This is a genomic window from Micromonospora sp. NBC_01739 (assembly GCF_035920385.1).
Classification (GTDB): Bacteria; Actinomycetota; Actinomycetes; order Mycobacteriales; family Micromonosporaceae; genus Micromonospora.
Map to the genome: position 1 here is coordinate 1441345 of NZ_CP109151.1, position 16196 is coordinate 1457540.

Genomic DNA, 16196 nt, shown 5'->3' on the forward strand with positions numbered 1-16196 from the left:
CGCCAGGAAGCGCCGCCCGGCGGATCTGGGACACCGGGACAACCGCCGTCACGACCCATCGTCCCGATCTCACTATCGGCCGACCATCATGGCGCCAATCGTCAGTGCGGATCTGGGCAGCGCCGTCGCCCCGGCGCGGTGATAGCGGTGATAGCGGCGCGGGTCAGGCGGTGGCGAGCTCCTGCGCCAGCCGCTCCGCCTCCCGCAGTTCCGGGCGCATGCCTCGGGCCCGGAAGGTCTCTGTGGCCTGCTCCAGCAGCCCACCGGCCTCGACGAACTGACCACTGTGGTACGCCAGCCGAGCCAGGTCGAGGCGTACCACGGCGGCGCCCCCCAGGTCGATGATCTTCTCGCGTACGGTCAGGGCCTGGGTGTAGGCCTCCCGGGCCTGGTCGTGGCGTCCGCTGGCCTCGTGGACCTCACCGAGGTTGCGCAGCAGGTGGCCCTCGCCGATGATGTCGCGGCCCCGACGGACCATCTCCAGCACCTTCGACAGCACCTGTTCGGCCTGGGCGTGCTCGCCACGGCACAGCAGCACCTGCCCTGCGCGGCGCAGGGCGTGCGCCTCTCCGTGGGCGTACCCGACGGAACGGAACACCGCCAGGGCCTCGTCGAGCTGCTCCTGGGCCATCGCGGTGTGGCCTCGGCGCATCCACACGTATGCGCTCTGGGTCAACACCGTGGCCCGACCGATCACGTCCCCGACCTGATCGAAGTCCCGGGCCGCCTGCTCGTAGCGCACGAGCGCCCGGTCATCCTCCCCGATCTGCCGGTCCAGCAGGGCGAGATCCCGACGGCACAGGGCCAGGCCGTGCAGATCGTTGAGCTCGTCGAAGATCTCCAGGGCGGCGTCGAGGGACTGCCGGGCCTGGTCCGGTTGCTGTCGGCTCAGGTGCATGGTGCCCAGCGAGGCCAGCACGGCCGCCGTACCCCGGCGGTTGCCGGCCTCCCGGACGGCCTCCAGGGCCCGCCGGTGGGTCCGTTCCCACTGGTCGAAGTAGCCGCGCGCCTCGAAGAGGGTGACCAGGGTGGTCGCCAGGTTCCAGGAGAGTTCGTGCAGACCCATCCGGGCGGCCTGCTCGACGGCCAGGCAGAGGTTGGGCTGCTCGTTGTCCAGCCATTCGAGCGGCTCGGTCAGCAGGTTCTCGACATACCCGGGCGGCGGAGGCCAGCGCAGGCCGTCACCGTGCAGCAGGGTGTAGGCGCCGCCGTAGATGCGGGCGTGGGCCTGCTCGGCGATCGACAGCCAGCCGCCGATCATCCGCTCGGTCGCGGCCAGTTGGACGGCTTCCCCGTCGTGCAGGGTGAGCTGTTCGCGGGCGAACAGGCGGATCACCTCGTGGAACCGGTAGCGGAACTCCCCGGTGCGCTCGATCGCCACCGCGTCCAGCATCTGCACGTCCACCAGGGGTTCCAGCAGGTCGGACGGGAAGGGGCGGTCGTCGTCGAGCAGGGCGCCCGCGATCCAGCCCGGCACGGTCGGCCCCTCCGCCAGGCTGAACAGCCGCAGCAGCCGCCGGTCCGGGCGGTGCAGGCCGTCGTGGGTCAGGGAGAGGCTGGCTCGAATGGTCATCTCGCCGTGGGCCAGTTCGTCGAGCCGGTGCCGCTCGTTGGCCAGCCGGTGCACCATCGAGGCGAGATTCCAGTGCGGCCGGGCGGCCAGCCGCGCGGCCACGATCCGCAAGGCCAGCGGAAGACCGCCGACGGTACGGACCAACGCTATGGCGGCCTCCGGTTCCTGGTTCACCCGATCGGCGCTGATCACCCGGCTCAGCAGTTGCAGGGCCTGGGCCTGGTCGAGCACGTCCAGCTCGACCAGTTGGGCGCCGGGCAGGGCGGTCAGCCGCGACCGGCTGGTGACCAGGACCGCGCAGCTGTTGCTGCCGGGCAGCAGCGGCATGATCTGGGCCTCGTTCGCGGCGTCGTCCAGAACGACGAGCATCCGACGTGCGGCCAGCAGGGTCCGGTACATCTCGGCGCGTTCGTCCGTGCTGTCCGGAATGACCGGGCCGGGTATACCGAGCGCCCGCAGGAACCGGCCGAGGGCGTCCTTCGCGCTGACCGTGTCGGCGCCGACCCCGCGCAAATCGCAGTAGAGCTGGCCGTCGGGGAACCGCTGGGCACCGAGGCGGTGGGCCACATGGGTGGCCAGCGCGCTCTTGCCGATGCCGGGCTTACCGGCGATGACCACGAGCCCCAGTGCCCGCCTCCCGTCGCCGCCGACCAGCGCCGCCTCGATCGTGTGCAGGACCGGCTCGTTGACGACGAAATCCGCCGTGTCGGCGGGGAGCTGGTGCGGGTGCTCCTCGCCGTACGGAGACAGCGGCGCGGTGGGGACGGCGGGGACCCGCGGCGAGGCCGTCACCGGAGCCGGTGTTGCCGGCAGGTGCAGGGCGGGGTCTCGGGTGAGGATGGCGGTCTCCAGCTGGCGCAGCTCCTCGCCCGGCTCCAGCCCCAACTCGTCGTTGAGCAACTGCCGGCCGGAACGGTAGACCTCCAGCGCCTCCGCCTGACGGCCGCAGCGGTGCAGGGTCAGCATCAGCTGCCCGCGCAGCCGCTCGCGCAGCGGATGTTCGTGCAGCAGTTGGTTGATCTCGCCGACCAGTTCGTGGCTGCGCCCGAGGCTCAGTTCCAGCCCCAGGTAGGTCTCGATCGCCGTCAGCCGCTCCTCGTCCAGCCGTAGGCCACGGGTGCGCAGGGTGTCGCTGGGCACCCCGCTGAGACAGGGGCCCCGCCACAGTGCCACGGCGGCGCGCAGGGTCTCGGCCGCCTCGGCCAGTCTGCCCTCCTTGACCAGCACCCGGGAGGCCATCACCTGCCGGTTGAAGACCTGAAGGTCCACCGCGTCGTCGTCGGCCTGCAGCAGGTAGCCGGGGGCGCGGGAGACCACGGAGGCGTTGACTCCGGCTTCGGTGAAGCTCTTGCGCAGGCGGGACACGCAGATCTGGATCTGGGTGCGGGCGGTGTCCGGGGCCTCCTCCGGCCAGACGAGGTCGAGTAACCGGTCGCTGTCGACGAGCCGACCTGCCTCCATGAGCAGGCAGGCGAGGATGATCTCCTGACGCCCCGGGGGGATCCGTACTGCCCGGGTCGGCCCGTCCACCTGTAGGGGACCGAGGACTCGGAAGACGATTCCAGCCTCGGCGGCCGGGCTGGTGAGGGTCAGGTTGCGCATGGTACTCCCAGGCCGACAGCGTGCTTTGTCGGAACAGTGGACTCCATTGGGGACGGATTGTCCAGCAGGCGAAAACGAATGGGACAGTATTCCATGGCTATCGATAGAAATTGCCCGTTTCATTGTATTCCTGCATCTGTGCAGGCTGTTGCCCTACGGAACTGCCGGAAGATGCAACTCCCGCCACCGTGGGCCGCCGCTGTTCGGCGCAGGGGAACCGTCCTGAAAATCTCGGCACGGATAGGCGCGTCGGTGAAGAAAGCGCCGTGATAGGCGGGAGTTGTCCGTCTCGTGGAGATTATCTTCGCCGGCCGCACGCGGGTGGGGGCCAGCTAGCCAGACAAGAGGAGACCACCGGATGACCAGCCATGGAGGTCCACTGAAGTACGGTGCCGCCACCGCGGCCGGGGTCGACCACGTTCGACTGTCGTACCACTATCTGAACACCGGCGACATCGACGGGTTTGGCTCCCTGCTGGACGAGAACGTGCAGGTCCTGCGGCCGGACATGGTGCACGGCAACGGGCGCGACGAGGTGCTGCGTACCCATGCCCGGGTTGCCGGGCCGCCGAGCCACCACCAGATCTACAAGGTGATAGCGGAGGGCGACGGTGTCGCCGTCACCGGCCGGTACACCGATCTGCCGGGTAAGAGCGGTCAGGACTTCGTCGATGTGTTCACCCTGACCGACGAGGGAATGCTGCTGGGCTATCGGCGCTTCTACTATGTCGCGCCGGCCTGACAGAGCAGCGGCCGGGACCCGGGGGCATCAACCCTCGGGTCCCGGCCGCTGCACTGTGCGGTGCACCCACCGGTCGGGTCAGCCGTTGCGGCTCGCGGTGACCAGGAGTTGGTCGGCGGCAGGCTCGGGCTCGGATGCCTCGACCGCCGTGGCCACCGGCTGCGCTGCGGCCGTCGGCGATGCCTCGGCCAGGGCCGGAGCCGGCTCGGCCTCGGGAGCCGGCGACGGGGTGTCGGTGCCGCCCAGGCTCTCCGGCCCGGGGGGCGGCTGGCGCAGCGCCTGCAGCGCCGCCACCGGTGCGGCCAGGGCGACGAAACCGCACACGAACCAGGTGGCGGTCACCCCGATCACCGCGGAGAGCGCGCCGAAGACGACGATCGACACCGGAGTGGTGCCGATGCCGGCCAGCGTCAGCATCGACATCGCCGTTCCCAGCCGGGCGCGAGGGGACGCCTGCTGGTAGACGGTGACGATGGCCGGGCCGTTCAGGCCGGCCATCAGACCGACCAGCGTGCCGACCGCGGCGAGGGTGAACACCGAGTTCATCGCCGCCATCGCCAGGATGCCGAGACCGATGCCGACGCCGGTGACGACCAGGCGCACCATCAGCGGGATGCGGTGGGCGAGCAGGGCACCGGTCAACCCGGCGACGATCGCGCCGCAGCTGAACGCGACCACGACCACGGCCACCGAACCCACCCCCCAGCCCCGCCCGTCGACGATCAGCGGCAGAGCCACCTCGATCGGCCAGCCGAAGGCCATGTCGAGCAGGAACGCGCAGATGAACAGCCAGCGCAGGCGGCCGTACGTGCGCAGCAGGCGGATGCCGTCGCCGGAGCGTCGGAGCATGTTCTCGCCCGGAGTCCGGTCACCACCGGCCATACCGCGGGTGACCACCCACATCGCGGCGAACGAGACCGCGCAGGTGGCCGCCACCACCGCCATCGCCTCCCACAGCTCACCGGTGGCGATCAGCCAGGCGCCGATCGGGGTGCCGATGATCGGCGCGAGCCGGGTGACCAGGGACGACAGTGAGTTCGCCCGGGCCAACTGCTCGCCCTGGGCCAGCCGGGGCATCAGGGTGCTGGCGGCCGGGCTGCCGATGCCCAGCAGCACCCCCTCGATGGCGGCGATCACCACCAGCGGCCAGAACCACGGCGTGGTGAAGACGACCACCGCGCCGGCGGCGAGCAGCACGGCGCGGGCGGAGGTGGTGCGCAACAGGACGAACCGGGCTCCCAGCGTGTCGGCGATGGGGCCGGAGAAGATCAGGGTCAGGGCGCGGGGGACGGTGCCGGCCAGCATCAGGGTAGTGATCGCGCCGACGCCGCCGAGTTGGACCGCGGTCCAGGCCAGGGCGACGAGCAGGACGTAGTCGGCGGTCAGCGACAGGCCCTGGCTGGCGGTCAGGGTGATGACCTTCCGCCACTGGACCGCCGCCTGGACCCCGTCGGGGGCCTGGGACTTCTGCGTGGACGTCATCGGAGTTCCTCACTCTGAATGGGGGTCGCGGGTGGGGGAGCGGACGGATTCGGTGTGTCCGGGCGGTTGCGGTGCCGTGTGGACGGAGGGCGAGGTGGCGGGAGCCGTACGCTCCCGCAGCCGCCGTGCAGGGCGTTCTCGACGGCCCGCCGGGCGGCTAGGCGCTCGGCGGCGGCGTCGGCCGAACCGGGTGCGCTGACCCGCAGAATGCCGCCCAGATCCGAGCGGCCCAGGCGGGCCAGGGCCTCCGCCGCACCGCGTAGCGCCGCTTCATGCCGGGCGGGCACACAGCTCAGGACGGGTATCGCCGAGGGGGTGAAACGCATCCGTGGCACCGCATCCGGCGGGTACGGTCCGCCACCGCCCGACCGTTGGGCGATGCACCGGTCGTCCGGCCCACCACCGCGGCCCCGGCCCGGCCCGGTGGGGCCGGCCGGGCGGCGGCCGGTGGGCTCCGGATGGTGTCTCATGCGGCCCTCCTCGCAACGTGGGGCGGGGACGAGTCCTCGTCTCCGGGTGGTCGGGTCGTCTCGGGTCGCTCCGGTGCTGGGCCGGTCGGTGCCTCGGTGTGGCCGCCGTACGGGTAGGTGTGCCAGTCCCACTCGAACATCCGTAGCCGCGGGGGCCGGTCACCGATGGTGGCCAGGGTGGCTACGAAACCCGGCGGGGCGGGCAGGTCCCGCAGCGACCAGCGCTGCCCGGCGAAGGCGCCGGTGCCCTCGACGGTCCCGGGCACCAGGACGCCGAGGCGCAGCCCGTCCAACAGCCGTCCGCCGCTGGCTTTCACGCACGACTCCTTGCGCGACAGCAACCGGTGATAGGCGGCGTTGCGGGCGGCGTCGTCGGGCTGTCCGGCGACCTCGGCGGCCTCCTCGGGCGGCATGAATCGGGCCGAGAGGGCGTTGGCCTGGACGTCGTCTCTGATCTGTTCGATGTCCACCCCGACCGGGTCGTGCAGGCGGACGGCGAGCAGGGCGTGGCCTCCGGACCGGCTGAGGCTCCACTGCCACCGGCGCCACTCGCCGTCGAAGTACGGCTTGCCGTTGGGGCCCCGGGCCCAGTGCAGCGTGTAGCCGGCGACGTCGAGATAGCTGCCCAGTACCGACCGCACCGCCCCGTGCGCCGCCACGAAGCGGTGGGCCGCCTGCTCGTCGCGCAGCCGGCGCGCGCGACGCAGCTCGCCGGCGTCGAGCAGCGCGGTGAACGGGTCGACGGTCTCGCGTGCGACGTCCAGCACGATGTGCCAGACGTCGGTGCCCGGCGGCACTCCGACGTCGACCCAGACCGGATCACGCGGCGCGGACATCGGAAAGCCGTCCTTGCAGGTAGCCCTCGGCGAGGGTGAGCCGCTGAACGTTGCCGGTGCCTTCCATGAACTCGAAGGCGCGGGCGTCGCGCAGGAGCTTGTCCAGAATCGGGTGCTCCCAACGCGCCCCCGGCCCGAGCAGCCGGACCGCCGTGGTGGTGATCTCCTCGGCGAGGCGGGTGGCACGCAGCTTCGCCGCGGCGGCGAGGGTGCCGTCGCCCGGATTCGCGTCGGCGGATCGGGCGGCGGCCAGCACCAGGGCGCGGGTGCCGGTGAGACGCTGCTCCCAGTCGGTGAGCAGGTGCCGCTCGTCGACCCGGAACTGGCGGCGTTCCGTGACGACCAGGTCGTACGCGGCCTGGGCGACCCCCAGCGCCAGGCAGGACACCACCGGCCGGTAACGGTTGAAGGTGCGGGTGGCCGCCCACATGCCCTGCCGGGTGGCGGAGCGGTGCCGGCCGAGAATGTCGTCCTCGGTGACCGGTACATCGGCCATCCGCAACTCGCTCAGCTGCAACGCGCGTACGCCCCGGGTGGACAGGGGTGCGGCGGTGAACCCGGGCAGGTCGGTGTCGACGAGGACCGCCACCATGCCCAGCGGACCGGCGCCGCGGCGGGCGAAGACGACGCCGATGCGGGACCGTGCGCCGTTGCCGATGTACCGTTTCGTTCCGTTGAGCAGGAAGCCGTCACCGTCGCGGCGAACGGTGGTGCGCATGCCGCCCGGATCGGAGCCGTGCGTCGGCTCGGTCATGGCGAAGAAGGCCCAGGTGGGCTCGGCGGTGACCCGCTCCCAGAACCGTTGCCGCTGGTCGTCGTCGGCGAGGTCCCCGATGACGGACGAGGACATCGACGGGCCGGGCAGGGCGAGCACCGCACCGGCGTCGGCCCGGGCCAACTCCTCCAGCACGACGACCCGCTCGACGCAGCTGTGCAGCAGGACGGGCCGGCCGCCGACCCGCAGCGGCTCCGGGTTGTACTCGGCGGGCAGGCCCGCGAAGGGGCGCCACGGCAGTCCGCAGCCGGGCGACGAGACCGCGAGGTCCGGGTTGCGGTCGCGGTCCAGCGCGGTGGGGCGCAGCAGGTCCGCGTACGCGCGGGCATGTGCCCGCAGATCGGCGAGGAAGTCGGTGTTCATGACGCCTCCATGTCGGTCGGGGGCGGGTAGGTCTCGGCGAGCAGCTCCGACACGTGCAGGTCACCGCCGGGCCCGTCGGTCAGAAAACCGGCGGCACCGAACAGGTGCAGGCAGTTGCGGCCGCTCTCGTCGAGGGCGCGGTGCACCCGGTGCAGATCTGTCCCGTACCCGTCGGTGTTCAGCAGCGCCCGTGCCTCGGCGATCCCGGCGGCGGCCTCGGCGAGGATTCCCCGCACCATCTGCAGGTGCAGGGTGAGGACACCGCCGACGGTCCGGCCACGCAGGTGTTCGGCGGCCTGTTCGAGCAGCCGGGTGGTCAGGCCGAGCCGGATCCAGGCGACACCGGCGGTCCAGGCCGTCGCGGTGTCCGGGTCGGGGCCGCCGCCCGGTACCCGCCAGGCGATCAGCTCTCCGTCGCCGGTGACGACGCGGTCCAGCACCGTCTGGCCGTACGGCTGGGGTCGTGGACCCTGCGGTGTGGCGTACCGGTCGCTGGCGGCGTAGACCGCGGCCGGCAGCAAGGTGTGTCCGCCCGGCCCGACCGGCACGATCCCGGGGCTGGTTTCCGCCTGGAGCGCGCCCAGCGCCGTGACCACCCCTGCGGTGTACGCGAGGCGGTGGTACCGCGCCAGGTCGGTGGCGGCGGCCGGCGTGCTGACGGTGACGGTCATCGGACCAGCTCCCTCACCTTCTGCGGACGGATGGCCAGGTGCGGCATGGCGGGTGACGCGATGTCGCCGGCCGGGTGCCGTGGTGGTTCGGGGCGCGACGCCGGCAGGGTGACGGTGACGGCGCACCGGTACGGCAGCACCGGATCGCGGTCGGCGATCAGCACCCGGCCGCCGTCCGGACGGCTGTCGAGCAGTTCGGCGAGGGCCAGCCACACCCCGGCGCAGGGGTGTCCCGGCTCGGCCCGCCGCACGGGTATCCGGGCTGGCAGGTCGGCCAGAGCGGCACCGGCGACCACCAGGTCGACCTCGCTCGTCAGCGCCCCAGCCGCCCCGGTGCGGGTGACCGTCACCGTCGGCATGTCGAGTCCGATGGTGCCCTCCGGACCGAGCAGCAGGGCCACCGCGACGTCCCGGACGGGCCGGACCGCCGCGTCGTCGGGCGGCAACGTCGACTGTTCCATGATCAGGATCAGGGCTCGGGTGGCCGCGCCGGAGCGCAGGTACTGGTGGGCGATCCGCAGCGCGGTGTACGGGCCCGCCACCCCCTGCTCCGATACTCCGAGCATGATCGGGTCGCCGGGCAGGAGGTGTGACAGGACCGGCCCGGGAAAACTCTGGTGCCGGCAGTCGGGACTGGCGTCCACCGTGATCGCCAGGTCGACGCCGACGAGTTGCGGGCCGAGCTCCTGGACGACCGTACGGACCATGTCGTGGTAGCTGACCATCGGACCGTCGGTCAGCCAGGACAGGTCGGTGAAGTCGCCGTAGAGCGCCTCCATGCGTTCCCGCAGGTTGATCCGGTCGGCCGGGTCGCCCGGGGTCACCGGGTGGGTGAAGGTGCGGGTGACGATGCGTTCCAGCGCCGGCCCGGCCCGTTCACCGGGTTGCCGCAGGGCCGACATGGTCAGCGGCTCTCGGCGAGGAAGGCGGCCAGGGATCCCACCGACTCCAGGTGGGCCTGTTCCAGGCTCTCCGGGTCGACCTGCGTGTCCAGGGCGTCCTCCAGGGTCATCAGCAGGGCGAGGACGCTGGTGGAGTCCAGGTTCAGATCGTCGAAGAGTCGGGTCTCGACGGTGATGTCGGTGAGGTCCTGGCGCAGCACCTCCTCGAGCGCGGTGACGATGACGGTGACGATCTGCTCGTTGCCGGTCTCGACGGTCGTGGCGTTCATTGCGGGCCTGCCTTTCGGGCGTGAGATTGGGGGAGGTGACGCGGTTGGTACGGAAGCGACGCAGGTGGTGCGGAGTCGAGCCGGGGTCAGCGGAAGTCGTGCAGGATCTGCGCGGCGAGCATGCTCTCCACGTCGTCCCGGGTGCGGACCAACCGGGGCTCGCCCTGGTGGATCAGCACCTCGGCCGGGTAGCCGTGGCTGAGGAAGTGCACCGGCGAGGCGGTCGGGCCGTACGCGCCGGAGCGCTCGACCCCGATCACGTCGCCGGGGCGCAGGTCGCCGGGCAATTCGACGGCCTTGCCGATGGTGTCGTTCGGGGTGCAGAGCGGACCGGTGACGTTCCACTTCACCGGCTCGGCGGTGCTGTCCCGGTTGAGCAGCCGCATCGGGAAGTTGCGCTTGACGAAGGAGCCGATGCCGACCGCGGCCATGTGGTGGTTCGTGCCGCCGTCGGCGACCGCGAACCGCTCACCCATCGACTCCTTGACGTAGCGCACCTCGACGGCGTAGGTGCCGCTGTGCCCGACCAGGTACCGGCCCAGCTCCATCACCAGGGTGGTCTGCGGGTGGCGGTCGTGGAAGGCGGCGAAGACCGGGTTCAGCTGGTCGGTCAACGCGGGGATGTCGAGGTCCCGCTCGCCGGCGAAGTACGCCACGCCGAGCCCGCCACCGACGTCGACGATCTCCAGGTCCACCCCGAGGTGCTTGCCGAGCCGTTCGGCCAGCTCGAGGATCCGCCCGGTGTTCTCGACGATCATCTGCTCGGAGAGGAACCGGGTGCCCAGGTAGGCCTGGAAGCCGCACAGCCGCACCGACGGGTGTCGGCCGGCGAGGTCGGACTCCGCCAGCAGGGCCGCTTCGTCGATGCCGAACTGACGGGGTTTGCCACCCATGGTCAGGCCGCTGCCCTTGACCGCGAAGCTCGGGTTGACCCGCAACACCACCCGGGCGGTGGTGCCCAGCTCCGCGGCCAGCTCGTCGATGAGGGCCAGTTCGCCGAGCGACTCGCAGATCAGGGTGACCTCACCCTTCAGACAGGCGGTGAGCTCGGTGCGGCTCTTGCCGGGACCGAGGAACATGATGTCCTCGGCGGGAACCCCGGCCCGCTCCGCGGTGATCAGCTCGGTCAGGGAGGAGACCTCGGCGCTGGCACCCAGGGAGTGCAGCAGGGCGCAGACGCTGATGTTGGGGTTGGCCTTCAACGAGTAGAACATCCGCACCGCCGGGTGCAGCCGGTCACGCAGTTGCCGGTACCGCTCGGTGATGATCGCCCCGTCGTAGACGTACAGGGGGGTGCCGAACCGTTGCACCAGCTCGGTGACGGGGACACCGCCCAGGGTGGTCGACTCAGACATGGACGGTCTCCTTGTGAACAGCCGCGACGACCGCGTCGTCGAGGTCGGTGATCTCCTGTTGGGTACGGGCCAGCAGCAGCCCGTACAGGCGCCCCACGTACGGACGGGTGTCGCCGGGTTCGGGGGTGGCCGCGTTGACGGTGGCGAAGTTGTTCACCACCAGGCCGGTGCCCCGGTCCCGGTCGAACAGCAGGTCACCGAGCCAGTGGCGGAGGTCCGTGAAGGTGACCGGCCGGGTCAGCCGAAGGTCGTACTGGCGGGCCAGGGCGACGTTGTCCGGGCCCATGAAACGCTCCTGCAACCCGGTCTGGTACGTCGACATGTTGTTCCGGGCGTTGATCTCCAACACCGGCAGCAGGCCGCCGTCGGTGGTGGTGATGGCGTCGACCCCCACCACCCCGTGGAAGCCGTCGGCGGCCAGCCGGGCGCCGAGCCGTTCGCTGGCGATGACGAGCTGCGCGGCGTGCTCGGTGGAGAGTCGCGCGGGGAAACGGTGTCCCTTGTGGACTCCGTTCTCGGTCAGCGCCTCCTTGACGAAGTCGAACCGGACCGAGCCGTCGCGGGCGACCGTGAAGTGGTAGTTCAGGTCCAGGGCCTTGTCCGCCCACTCCTCGATGACCAGGGCGACCCGCTGGTCGCCGGTGCGTTCGGCGCGACGGGTGACCATCCGGACGAGCTGGTCCATCCGGCGGATGTCATCGACGACCATGATGCCCTTGCCGGATACTCCGTACGCGTCCTTGACCCCGACCCGGCGCCCGGCGGCGACGGCGCGAGCAGCCTCGCCGGCCGCGGCGACGAACTCGTCCACGGTCTCGCACTCCCAGCCCACGGCCTGGGGCAGCCCGAGGTCCGTCGCGACCCGGCGGCTGTAGATCTTGCTGTTGACCGCCTTGACCACGGACACCGCCGGCAGCGCCGGGGCGAGCCCGGTCAGCTCGCACAGCTGCTGCTCCAGCAACGACATGCCGTGCGGCAGCAGGTACGCCCCCTGCCCGGCCAACGACCGCAGCGCCGCCAGCAACCGGGGCGAGCGCAGCGCGTCCTCACTGACCGTGGCCGCTGGGTCGTGCTCGTCGGTGAGCAGGATCCCGGGAAGCTCGATCCCCAACTGCACCAGGTAGTTCAGGTAGTCGGGGTCGGGGGCGGACTTCAACACGACGTGGTCGCCGGGCCCGGCCAGCAGTACGGTGAACTCGTCCATCCGGTTGACGATCGCCGTGGACGCCCGACCGCCGAAGACCGGCAGCCCCACCTCGTCGCGGGCCCACTCGTCCTCGACCTCGAAGTTGCCCAGCAGGACGAACGGCGTGCCGGTGGCTCCGGTACAGGCACTCTTGACACCCTCTAGGAACGTCGGATCCGGAGGTGACATCGGCTGTTTCCCTTTCTGCGACGAGGTCGACGGGTCAGTGCCGCAGCACGGCGGCGGTGAACGTCGCCCCGAGCCCGACGGCCGCCATCAGGTACAGATCGCCCGGGCGCAGCCGGTCGGCCGCGCGGGCATGGACGTAGTTGATGAACGGATCGGCACCGAAGCAGTGCCCGGTGGCCGCGATGTTGTCCAGGTAGACCCGGTCCAGCGGTACGTTCAGCAGCTGACAGGTCCACGACCAGGACAACTTGTTGACGTTGTGGGGCAGCAGCAGGGCCAGGTCGTCGATGGCGACCCCGGCGTCCTGGCACGCCTGGCGGATCACCTCGGCCAGCACCTCGTTGTGGTCCTTGACGAAGTCCGGGTGCAGGGGCTGCGGCGGGACCGACTCGGCGAACTGGCCCAGGGTGCGGGTGGCCACGCCGAGCAGCCGGTCCCGATCACCGTTCGCAGTGACCAGGCAGGCGGCGGTGGCCTCCCCCATCACGGTGCTCTCCGGGATGGTCTCGAGCAGCGGCATGAAGGTCTTCTCGCCGGTGAGCACCAGGGCCAGGGCCTCCGGGTCACCGTCCGCGGCCAGCAGCTGGCCGGCGAGGTCCACGGCGAGCAGACCGGCGGCACAGGCGCGCTGGGTCAGGGTGAACGCGACAGCGTTGGGCAGGCCCAGCGTGGCGCAGACATCCTCCAGCAGGGTCTCTCCGGCCCGGTTCGCCGGAGCGATGGTCCGGCCCAGCACCACGTAACGGACCCGGTGCTCGTTTCCGCGCAACTCCGTGAGGGATTCGGCCGCCGCGACCAGCAGCGGTCGCAGGTCCCGCCCGGGATCGCGGAGCACCTTCTTCAGCCCGAACAGCCGCCGGTAGGTCCACATCTGCTTCGGGTCGGTGTCCACACAGATGTCACCGATGTCCACGCTCAGCGCCGGCAGGTGACATCCGACGTCCAGCAAGGCGGTCATGCCGGGCTGCCGATCGAGGCGGTACGCGCCGGTGACGCGGTCGTCGGGGTGGCACCCGGCCACCACAGATCCTCATCGGTCAGCGCGTCGGCGCGGTACTTGCCGACCGCGCTGACCAGCAGTCGGGCCTCCAACGCCAGCGCCTCGACCAGGCGGGTGAGGCCGTCCTCGGGGTCCTCGTCGACCGCGAGCAACGCGGCCCGACCCAGACCGACGGCGGTGGCGCCCATCGCCAGCGCGCGGACCGCCCGGCCGCCCTCCCAGATCCGGCCGGTGGCCAGCAGACATCCCTCGGGGCGGCCGATGCGGCGCAGGCACTCGGCCAGCGGCAGTCCGACCTGATCGAGGAACACCCGGGGCGCCCACCCCGTGCCGCCCTGCGCGCCGTCGACGGTCACCGCGTCGCTACCGGCCTGCCAGGCCGTGGTCGCGGCCGAGGCCACATCGCGTCCGGGGTGGAACTTCACCCACACCCGGGCCCGTGGGAAGTTGTTGCGCATGAACCGGACCTGCTGGCGCAGGATCTCCTCGGTGAAGGTGCCGGGGGTGGCGCAGCGCAGCCACCGGTCCGGGCCGAGGACCTCCCGGACGGCGAACTGACCGGCCAGCCGGGCGGCTTCCTCGGCGTCCACCGCAGTCATCCCGCCCAGTCCCGGCTTGGCGCCCTGGCCGGTCTTGAGCTCGAAGCCCAACCGACCCGAGTCCCGCAGTTCCCGCACCGAGGTGTCGCTGTAGACCAGGTTCCACACCTCGGAGTCGGCGTCCTCGGTGCTCTGCTGCACCACCACACCACCGACCCCGGGCGGGCACTCCTGCGCGTAGGCGCGCAGCCGGGCCAGGATCGGCGACTGTGCGGCCTCGGCCCGCCGGTATCCGCCGACCGGCACCATGTTCTCGCCGATCACCATCGGGATGCCGAGCCGGCCGGCCTGCCGGCTGGCGGCGATCCCCGCGTCACCCGAGGCGACCCGGGTCGAGCCGAACGCGGAGACGTACACCGGCAACGGCGAGCGGAAACCGCCGATGACGGTGGCCAGGTCCACGTCGTCGTGCAGTGGTTCCCGGCCCAGATCGATCAGCTTCTCCAGCCGCCGAGGCATGAACACCGGCGGCACCAGGCGGGCCAGGTCCAGCTCGTCGGCGCACCCGGAGGGGCCGGACAGTTCCTCGTCACCGGCGCCGTGCAACTGCCGGCCGTACGTGTCGACCGGCGGGAACACCGCGGCCGTGCCCTCGCGGGCCCGCTGCCGGATCAGCCCCTCGGGCAGGCCCGGCGCGCAGACCCCACTCACGGGGACACCACGCCGGGAAGCTTCGGGTAGGCGCTGACCTGCCAGAGGGCGTCCAGGCCGGTAAGGAACCGGACCAGCCGCTGCAACCCCATGCCGAAGCCGGCGCTGGACGGTAGGCCCTCGCGCATCAGCCGCAGGTACCAGTCGTACTTGGCCGGGTTCTCGCCGCTCTCCCGCATCCGGGTCACGAGGGTGGCGTAGTCCGCCTCCCGCTCGCTGCCGCTGACCAGCTCCCCGTAACCGCCGTGGGCGATCAGGTCGAAGTTGCGCAGCACGCCCGGGTCGCCGGGGTTCTCCTTGTCGTAGAAGCCCCGTGATCCCTTGGGGTAGTCGGTGATGAAGAAGGGCCGGTCGGCCTCCCGGGACAGGATCTCCTCACCCGCCCAGTTGATCTCGGCGTCCGGGCTCTGCGGGTGACCCTGGTCGCGCAGCCGCTGCACCGCCTCGGTGTGGGTGCAGCTGTCGAACTTGCCGGTCAACAGTTCGGCGAAGTCGAGGGGGTCACGGCCCAGCTCCCGCAGCACGTCAGGCACGGTGTCGAACACGTGCGCGACGACGTGGGTCAGCAGCCCGGCGGCGGTGTCCATCGCGTCCTCGCGGGTTCCGCCGGCGATCTCCACGTCGATCTGGTGGAACTCCACCAGGTGCCGGCCGGTGTCCACGGTCTCCGGCGGTTCCACCCGGATGTTCGGCGCGATGTAGAACAGCTTCGGGAAGCCGCGCAGCGAGGCCTGCTTGTAGAGGATCGCGCTAGTCATGATCTTGTACGTGTGGCCGTAGAAGTCGACGTCGAGGGCCTTGGCGCCCCGGGCGCCCGGGTCGGTGACCGGCCCGATCAGCGGGGGCAGCAGCTCGGTGAAGCCCTGACCACGCAGGAACTCCCGCGCCGCGTACAACGCCTCCTGCTGGACCGCCATCGCGGCCCTGGTCGTCTCGGCGATCAGATGCTCGCCGAGAAGACCGGGATAGGCAGCGGCTTTTCTCACCGCCACCGTTTGCTCTGTCTGGTACATCTCGCCTCCCGGGGTCTTTTGGTCGTACTTGTTACGACGGCCGGCAGCGCCGACAGCAGACGTGTCGAAGATGTGCGGATCCGACCCCGTACCGCGCACCGCGAATTCGTACCTGCGCGCGGTCGACGTATTCGGTCGGTCTATTTCCCACACGTCGAATATAGGAGCGCCCGGTGGTGGCGGACGGTAGTTGGACGGGCAGAAAGGTGGGCAGTCGAAGCGGCAGTGACCGGGGGTGTGGGCACGACCAACGGCCCCTGCTCACGAGGTGAGCAGGGGCCGCAGGAAGTGGTCCGGGTCGAGGGTGGCCTTATGCGTACTGCTCCACCAGGCTCCGCGGCCGGATGTCGGTCCAGGAACTCTCCACGTACGCCAGGCACTCCGCCCGACCGGCCGGCCCGAAGGCCGTCTGCCAGCCCCCCGGCACGGCGGCGAAGACGGGCCAGAGACTGTGCTGCGCCTCGGCGTTCACCAGCACCAGGAACGTGCCGTTCTCGTCGTCGAACGGATTCGCCATG

15 protein-coding genes are annotated in these 16196 nt (G+C 71.2%); 1 reads left to right on the forward strand and 14 read right to left on the reverse strand.

Features of this window, described 5'->3' with window-relative positions; translation table 11 throughout:
* Positions 1-163 precede the first annotated feature (163 nt).
* On the reverse strand, positions 164-3175 hold the full coding sequence (locus tag OIE53_RS06525) for an AfsR/SARP family transcriptional regulator (RefSeq protein WP_327025663.1): 3012 nt from the start codon (positions 3173-3175) through the stop codon (positions 164-166).
* A gap of 358 nt (positions 3176-3533) precedes the next feature.
* On the opposite strand from OIE53_RS06525, the gene OIE53_RS06530 reads away from it, so the two are divergent.
* Positions 3534-3917: a nuclear transport factor 2 family protein gene (locus tag OIE53_RS06530; RefSeq protein WP_327025664.1), complete on the forward strand. Its 384-nt coding sequence runs from the start codon at positions 3534-3536 to the stop codon at positions 3915-3917.
* A gap of 78 nt (positions 3918-3995) precedes the next feature.
* Here the strand turns inward: OIE53_RS06530 and OIE53_RS06535 are convergent, their stop codons facing one another.
* The 13 genes from OIE53_RS06535 to OIE53_RS06595 all read right to left on the reverse strand — a co-directional run bounded on the left by OIE53_RS06535 (position 3996) and on the right by OIE53_RS06595 (position 16195).
* Positions 3996-5399 (reverse strand): MFS transporter, encoded by a 1404-nt coding sequence (locus OIE53_RS06535; protein WP_327025665.1) that lies wholly within the window; start codon positions 5397-5399, stop codon positions 3996-3998.
* Positions 5396-5869 carry a hypothetical protein gene (locus OIE53_RS06540; RefSeq protein WP_327025666.1) on the reverse strand — a complete coding sequence of 158 codons (474 nt, stop codon included), beginning with the start codon at positions 5867-5869 and terminating at the stop codon, positions 5396-5398. The genes OIE53_RS06535 and OIE53_RS06540 overlap by 4 nt, the downstream gene beginning before the upstream one ends.
* The gene (locus OIE53_RS06545; RefSeq protein ID WP_327025667.1) at positions 5866-6705 is read right to left on the reverse strand and encodes a 4'-phosphopantetheinyl transferase family protein; all 840 of its coding nucleotides are present in this window, start codon (positions 6703-6705) and stop codon (positions 5866-5868) included. The genes OIE53_RS06540 and OIE53_RS06545 overlap by 4 nt, the downstream gene beginning before the upstream one ends.
* Positions 6689-7843, reverse strand: coding sequence for an acyl-CoA dehydrogenase family protein (locus OIE53_RS06550; RefSeq protein WP_327025668.1), 1155 nt, complete (start codon positions 7841-7843; stop codon positions 6689-6691). The genes OIE53_RS06545 and OIE53_RS06550 overlap by 17 nt, the downstream gene beginning before the upstream one ends.
* Positions 7840-8514 carry a hypothetical protein gene (locus OIE53_RS06555; protein ID WP_327025669.1) on the reverse strand — a complete coding sequence of 225 codons (675 nt, stop codon included), beginning with the start codon at positions 8512-8514 and terminating at the stop codon, positions 7840-7842. The genes OIE53_RS06550 and OIE53_RS06555 overlap by 4 nt, the downstream gene beginning before the upstream one ends.
* A complete protein-coding gene (locus OIE53_RS06560; protein WP_327025670.1) occupies positions 8511-9416 on the reverse strand; it encodes a hypothetical protein in 906 nt (301 codons plus the stop codon). Before OIE53_RS06560 ends, OIE53_RS06555 begins: the two co-directional genes overlap by 4 nt.
* A gap of 2 nt (positions 9417-9418) precedes the next feature.
* Positions 9419-9685, reverse strand: a complete 267-nt coding sequence (locus OIE53_RS06565) for an acyl carrier protein (RefSeq protein ID WP_327025671.1) — start codon at positions 9683-9685, stop codon at positions 9419-9421.
* Between the two features lie 86 nt (positions 9686-9771).
* Complete coding sequence (locus OIE53_RS06570; RefSeq protein WP_327025672.1) at positions 9772-11040, reverse strand: type III PLP-dependent enzyme; 1269 nt, start codon at positions 11038-11040, stop codon at positions 9772-9774.
* A complete protein-coding gene (locus OIE53_RS06575; RefSeq protein WP_327025673.1) occupies positions 11033-12415 on the reverse strand; it encodes a hypothetical protein in 1383 nt (460 codons plus the stop codon). The genes OIE53_RS06570 and OIE53_RS06575 overlap by 8 nt, the downstream gene beginning before the upstream one ends.
* Before the next feature lie 34 nt (positions 12416-12449).
* Complete coding sequence (locus OIE53_RS06580) at positions 12450-13373, reverse strand: 3-oxoacyl-[acyl-carrier-protein] synthase III C-terminal domain-containing protein (protein WP_327025674.1); 924 nt, start codon at positions 13371-13373, stop codon at positions 12450-12452.
* Positions 13370-14665, reverse strand: coding sequence for a glutamate synthase-related protein (locus OIE53_RS06585; protein ID WP_327025675.1), 1296 nt, complete (start codon positions 14663-14665; stop codon positions 13370-13372). Before OIE53_RS06585 ends, OIE53_RS06580 begins: the two co-directional genes overlap by 4 nt.
* A complete protein-coding gene (locus OIE53_RS06590; RefSeq protein ID WP_327025676.1) occupies positions 14662-15678 on the reverse strand; it encodes an asparagine synthetase A in 1017 nt (338 codons plus the stop codon). The genes OIE53_RS06585 and OIE53_RS06590 overlap by 4 nt, the downstream gene beginning before the upstream one ends.
* Positions 15679-15988: 310 nt before the next feature.
* Entirely contained in the window at positions 15989-16195 is a 207-nt protein-coding gene (locus OIE53_RS06595; protein WP_327025677.1) for an MbtH family protein, read from the reverse strand.
* Between the last annotated feature and the right edge of the window lies 1 nt (position 16196).

Coding starts and splice junctions, on each gene's coding strand:
- OIE53_RS06525 (WP_327025663.1), bottom strand. CDS start 3,175: ATGCGCAACCTGACCCTCACCAGCCCGGCCGCCGAGGCTGGAATCGTC.
- OIE53_RS06530 (WP_327025664.1), top strand. CDS start 3,534: ATGACCAGCCATGGAGGTCCACTGAAGTACGGTGCCGCCACCGCGGCC.
- OIE53_RS06545 (WP_327025667.1), bottom strand. CDS start 6,705: ATGTCCGCGCCGCGTGATCCGGTCTGGGTCGACGTCGGAGTGCCGCCG.
- OIE53_RS06535 (WP_327025665.1), bottom strand. CDS start 5,399: ATGACGTCCACGCAGAAGTCCCAGGCCCCCGACGGGGTCCAGGCGGCG.
- OIE53_RS06590 (WP_327025676.1), bottom strand. CDS start 15,678: ATGTACCAGACAGAGCAAACGGTGGCGGTGAGAAAAGCCGCTGCCTAT.
- OIE53_RS06560 (WP_327025670.1), bottom strand. CDS start 9,416: ATGTCGGCCCTGCGGCAACCCGGTGAACGGGCCGGGCCGGCGCTGGAA.
- OIE53_RS06575 (WP_327025673.1), bottom strand. CDS start 12,415: ATGTCACCTCCGGATCCGACGTTCCTAGAGGGTGTCAAGAGTGCCTGT.
- OIE53_RS06565 (WP_327025671.1), bottom strand. CDS start 9,685: ATGAACGCCACGACCGTCGAGACCGGCAACGAGCAGATCGTCACCGTC.
- OIE53_RS06570 (WP_327025672.1), bottom strand. CDS start 11,040: ATGTCTGAGTCGACCACCCTGGGCGGTGTCCCCGTCACCGAGCTGGTG.
- OIE53_RS06595 (WP_327025677.1), bottom strand. CDS start 16,195: ATGGCGAATCCGTTCGACGACGAGAACGGCACGTTCCTGGTGCTGGTG.
- OIE53_RS06580 (WP_327025674.1), bottom strand. CDS start 13,373: ATGACCGCCTTGCTGGACGTCGGATGTCACCTGCCGGCGCTGAGCGTG.
- OIE53_RS06550 (WP_327025668.1), bottom strand. CDS start 7,843: ATGAACACCGACTTCCTCGCCGATCTGCGGGCACATGCCCGCGCGTAC.
- OIE53_RS06540 (WP_327025666.1), bottom strand. CDS start 5,869: ATGAGACACCATCCGGAGCCCACCGGCCGCCGCCCGGCCGGCCCCACC.
- OIE53_RS06555 (WP_327025669.1), bottom strand. CDS start 8,514: ATGACCGTCACCGTCAGCACGCCGGCCGCCGCCACCGACCTGGCGCGG.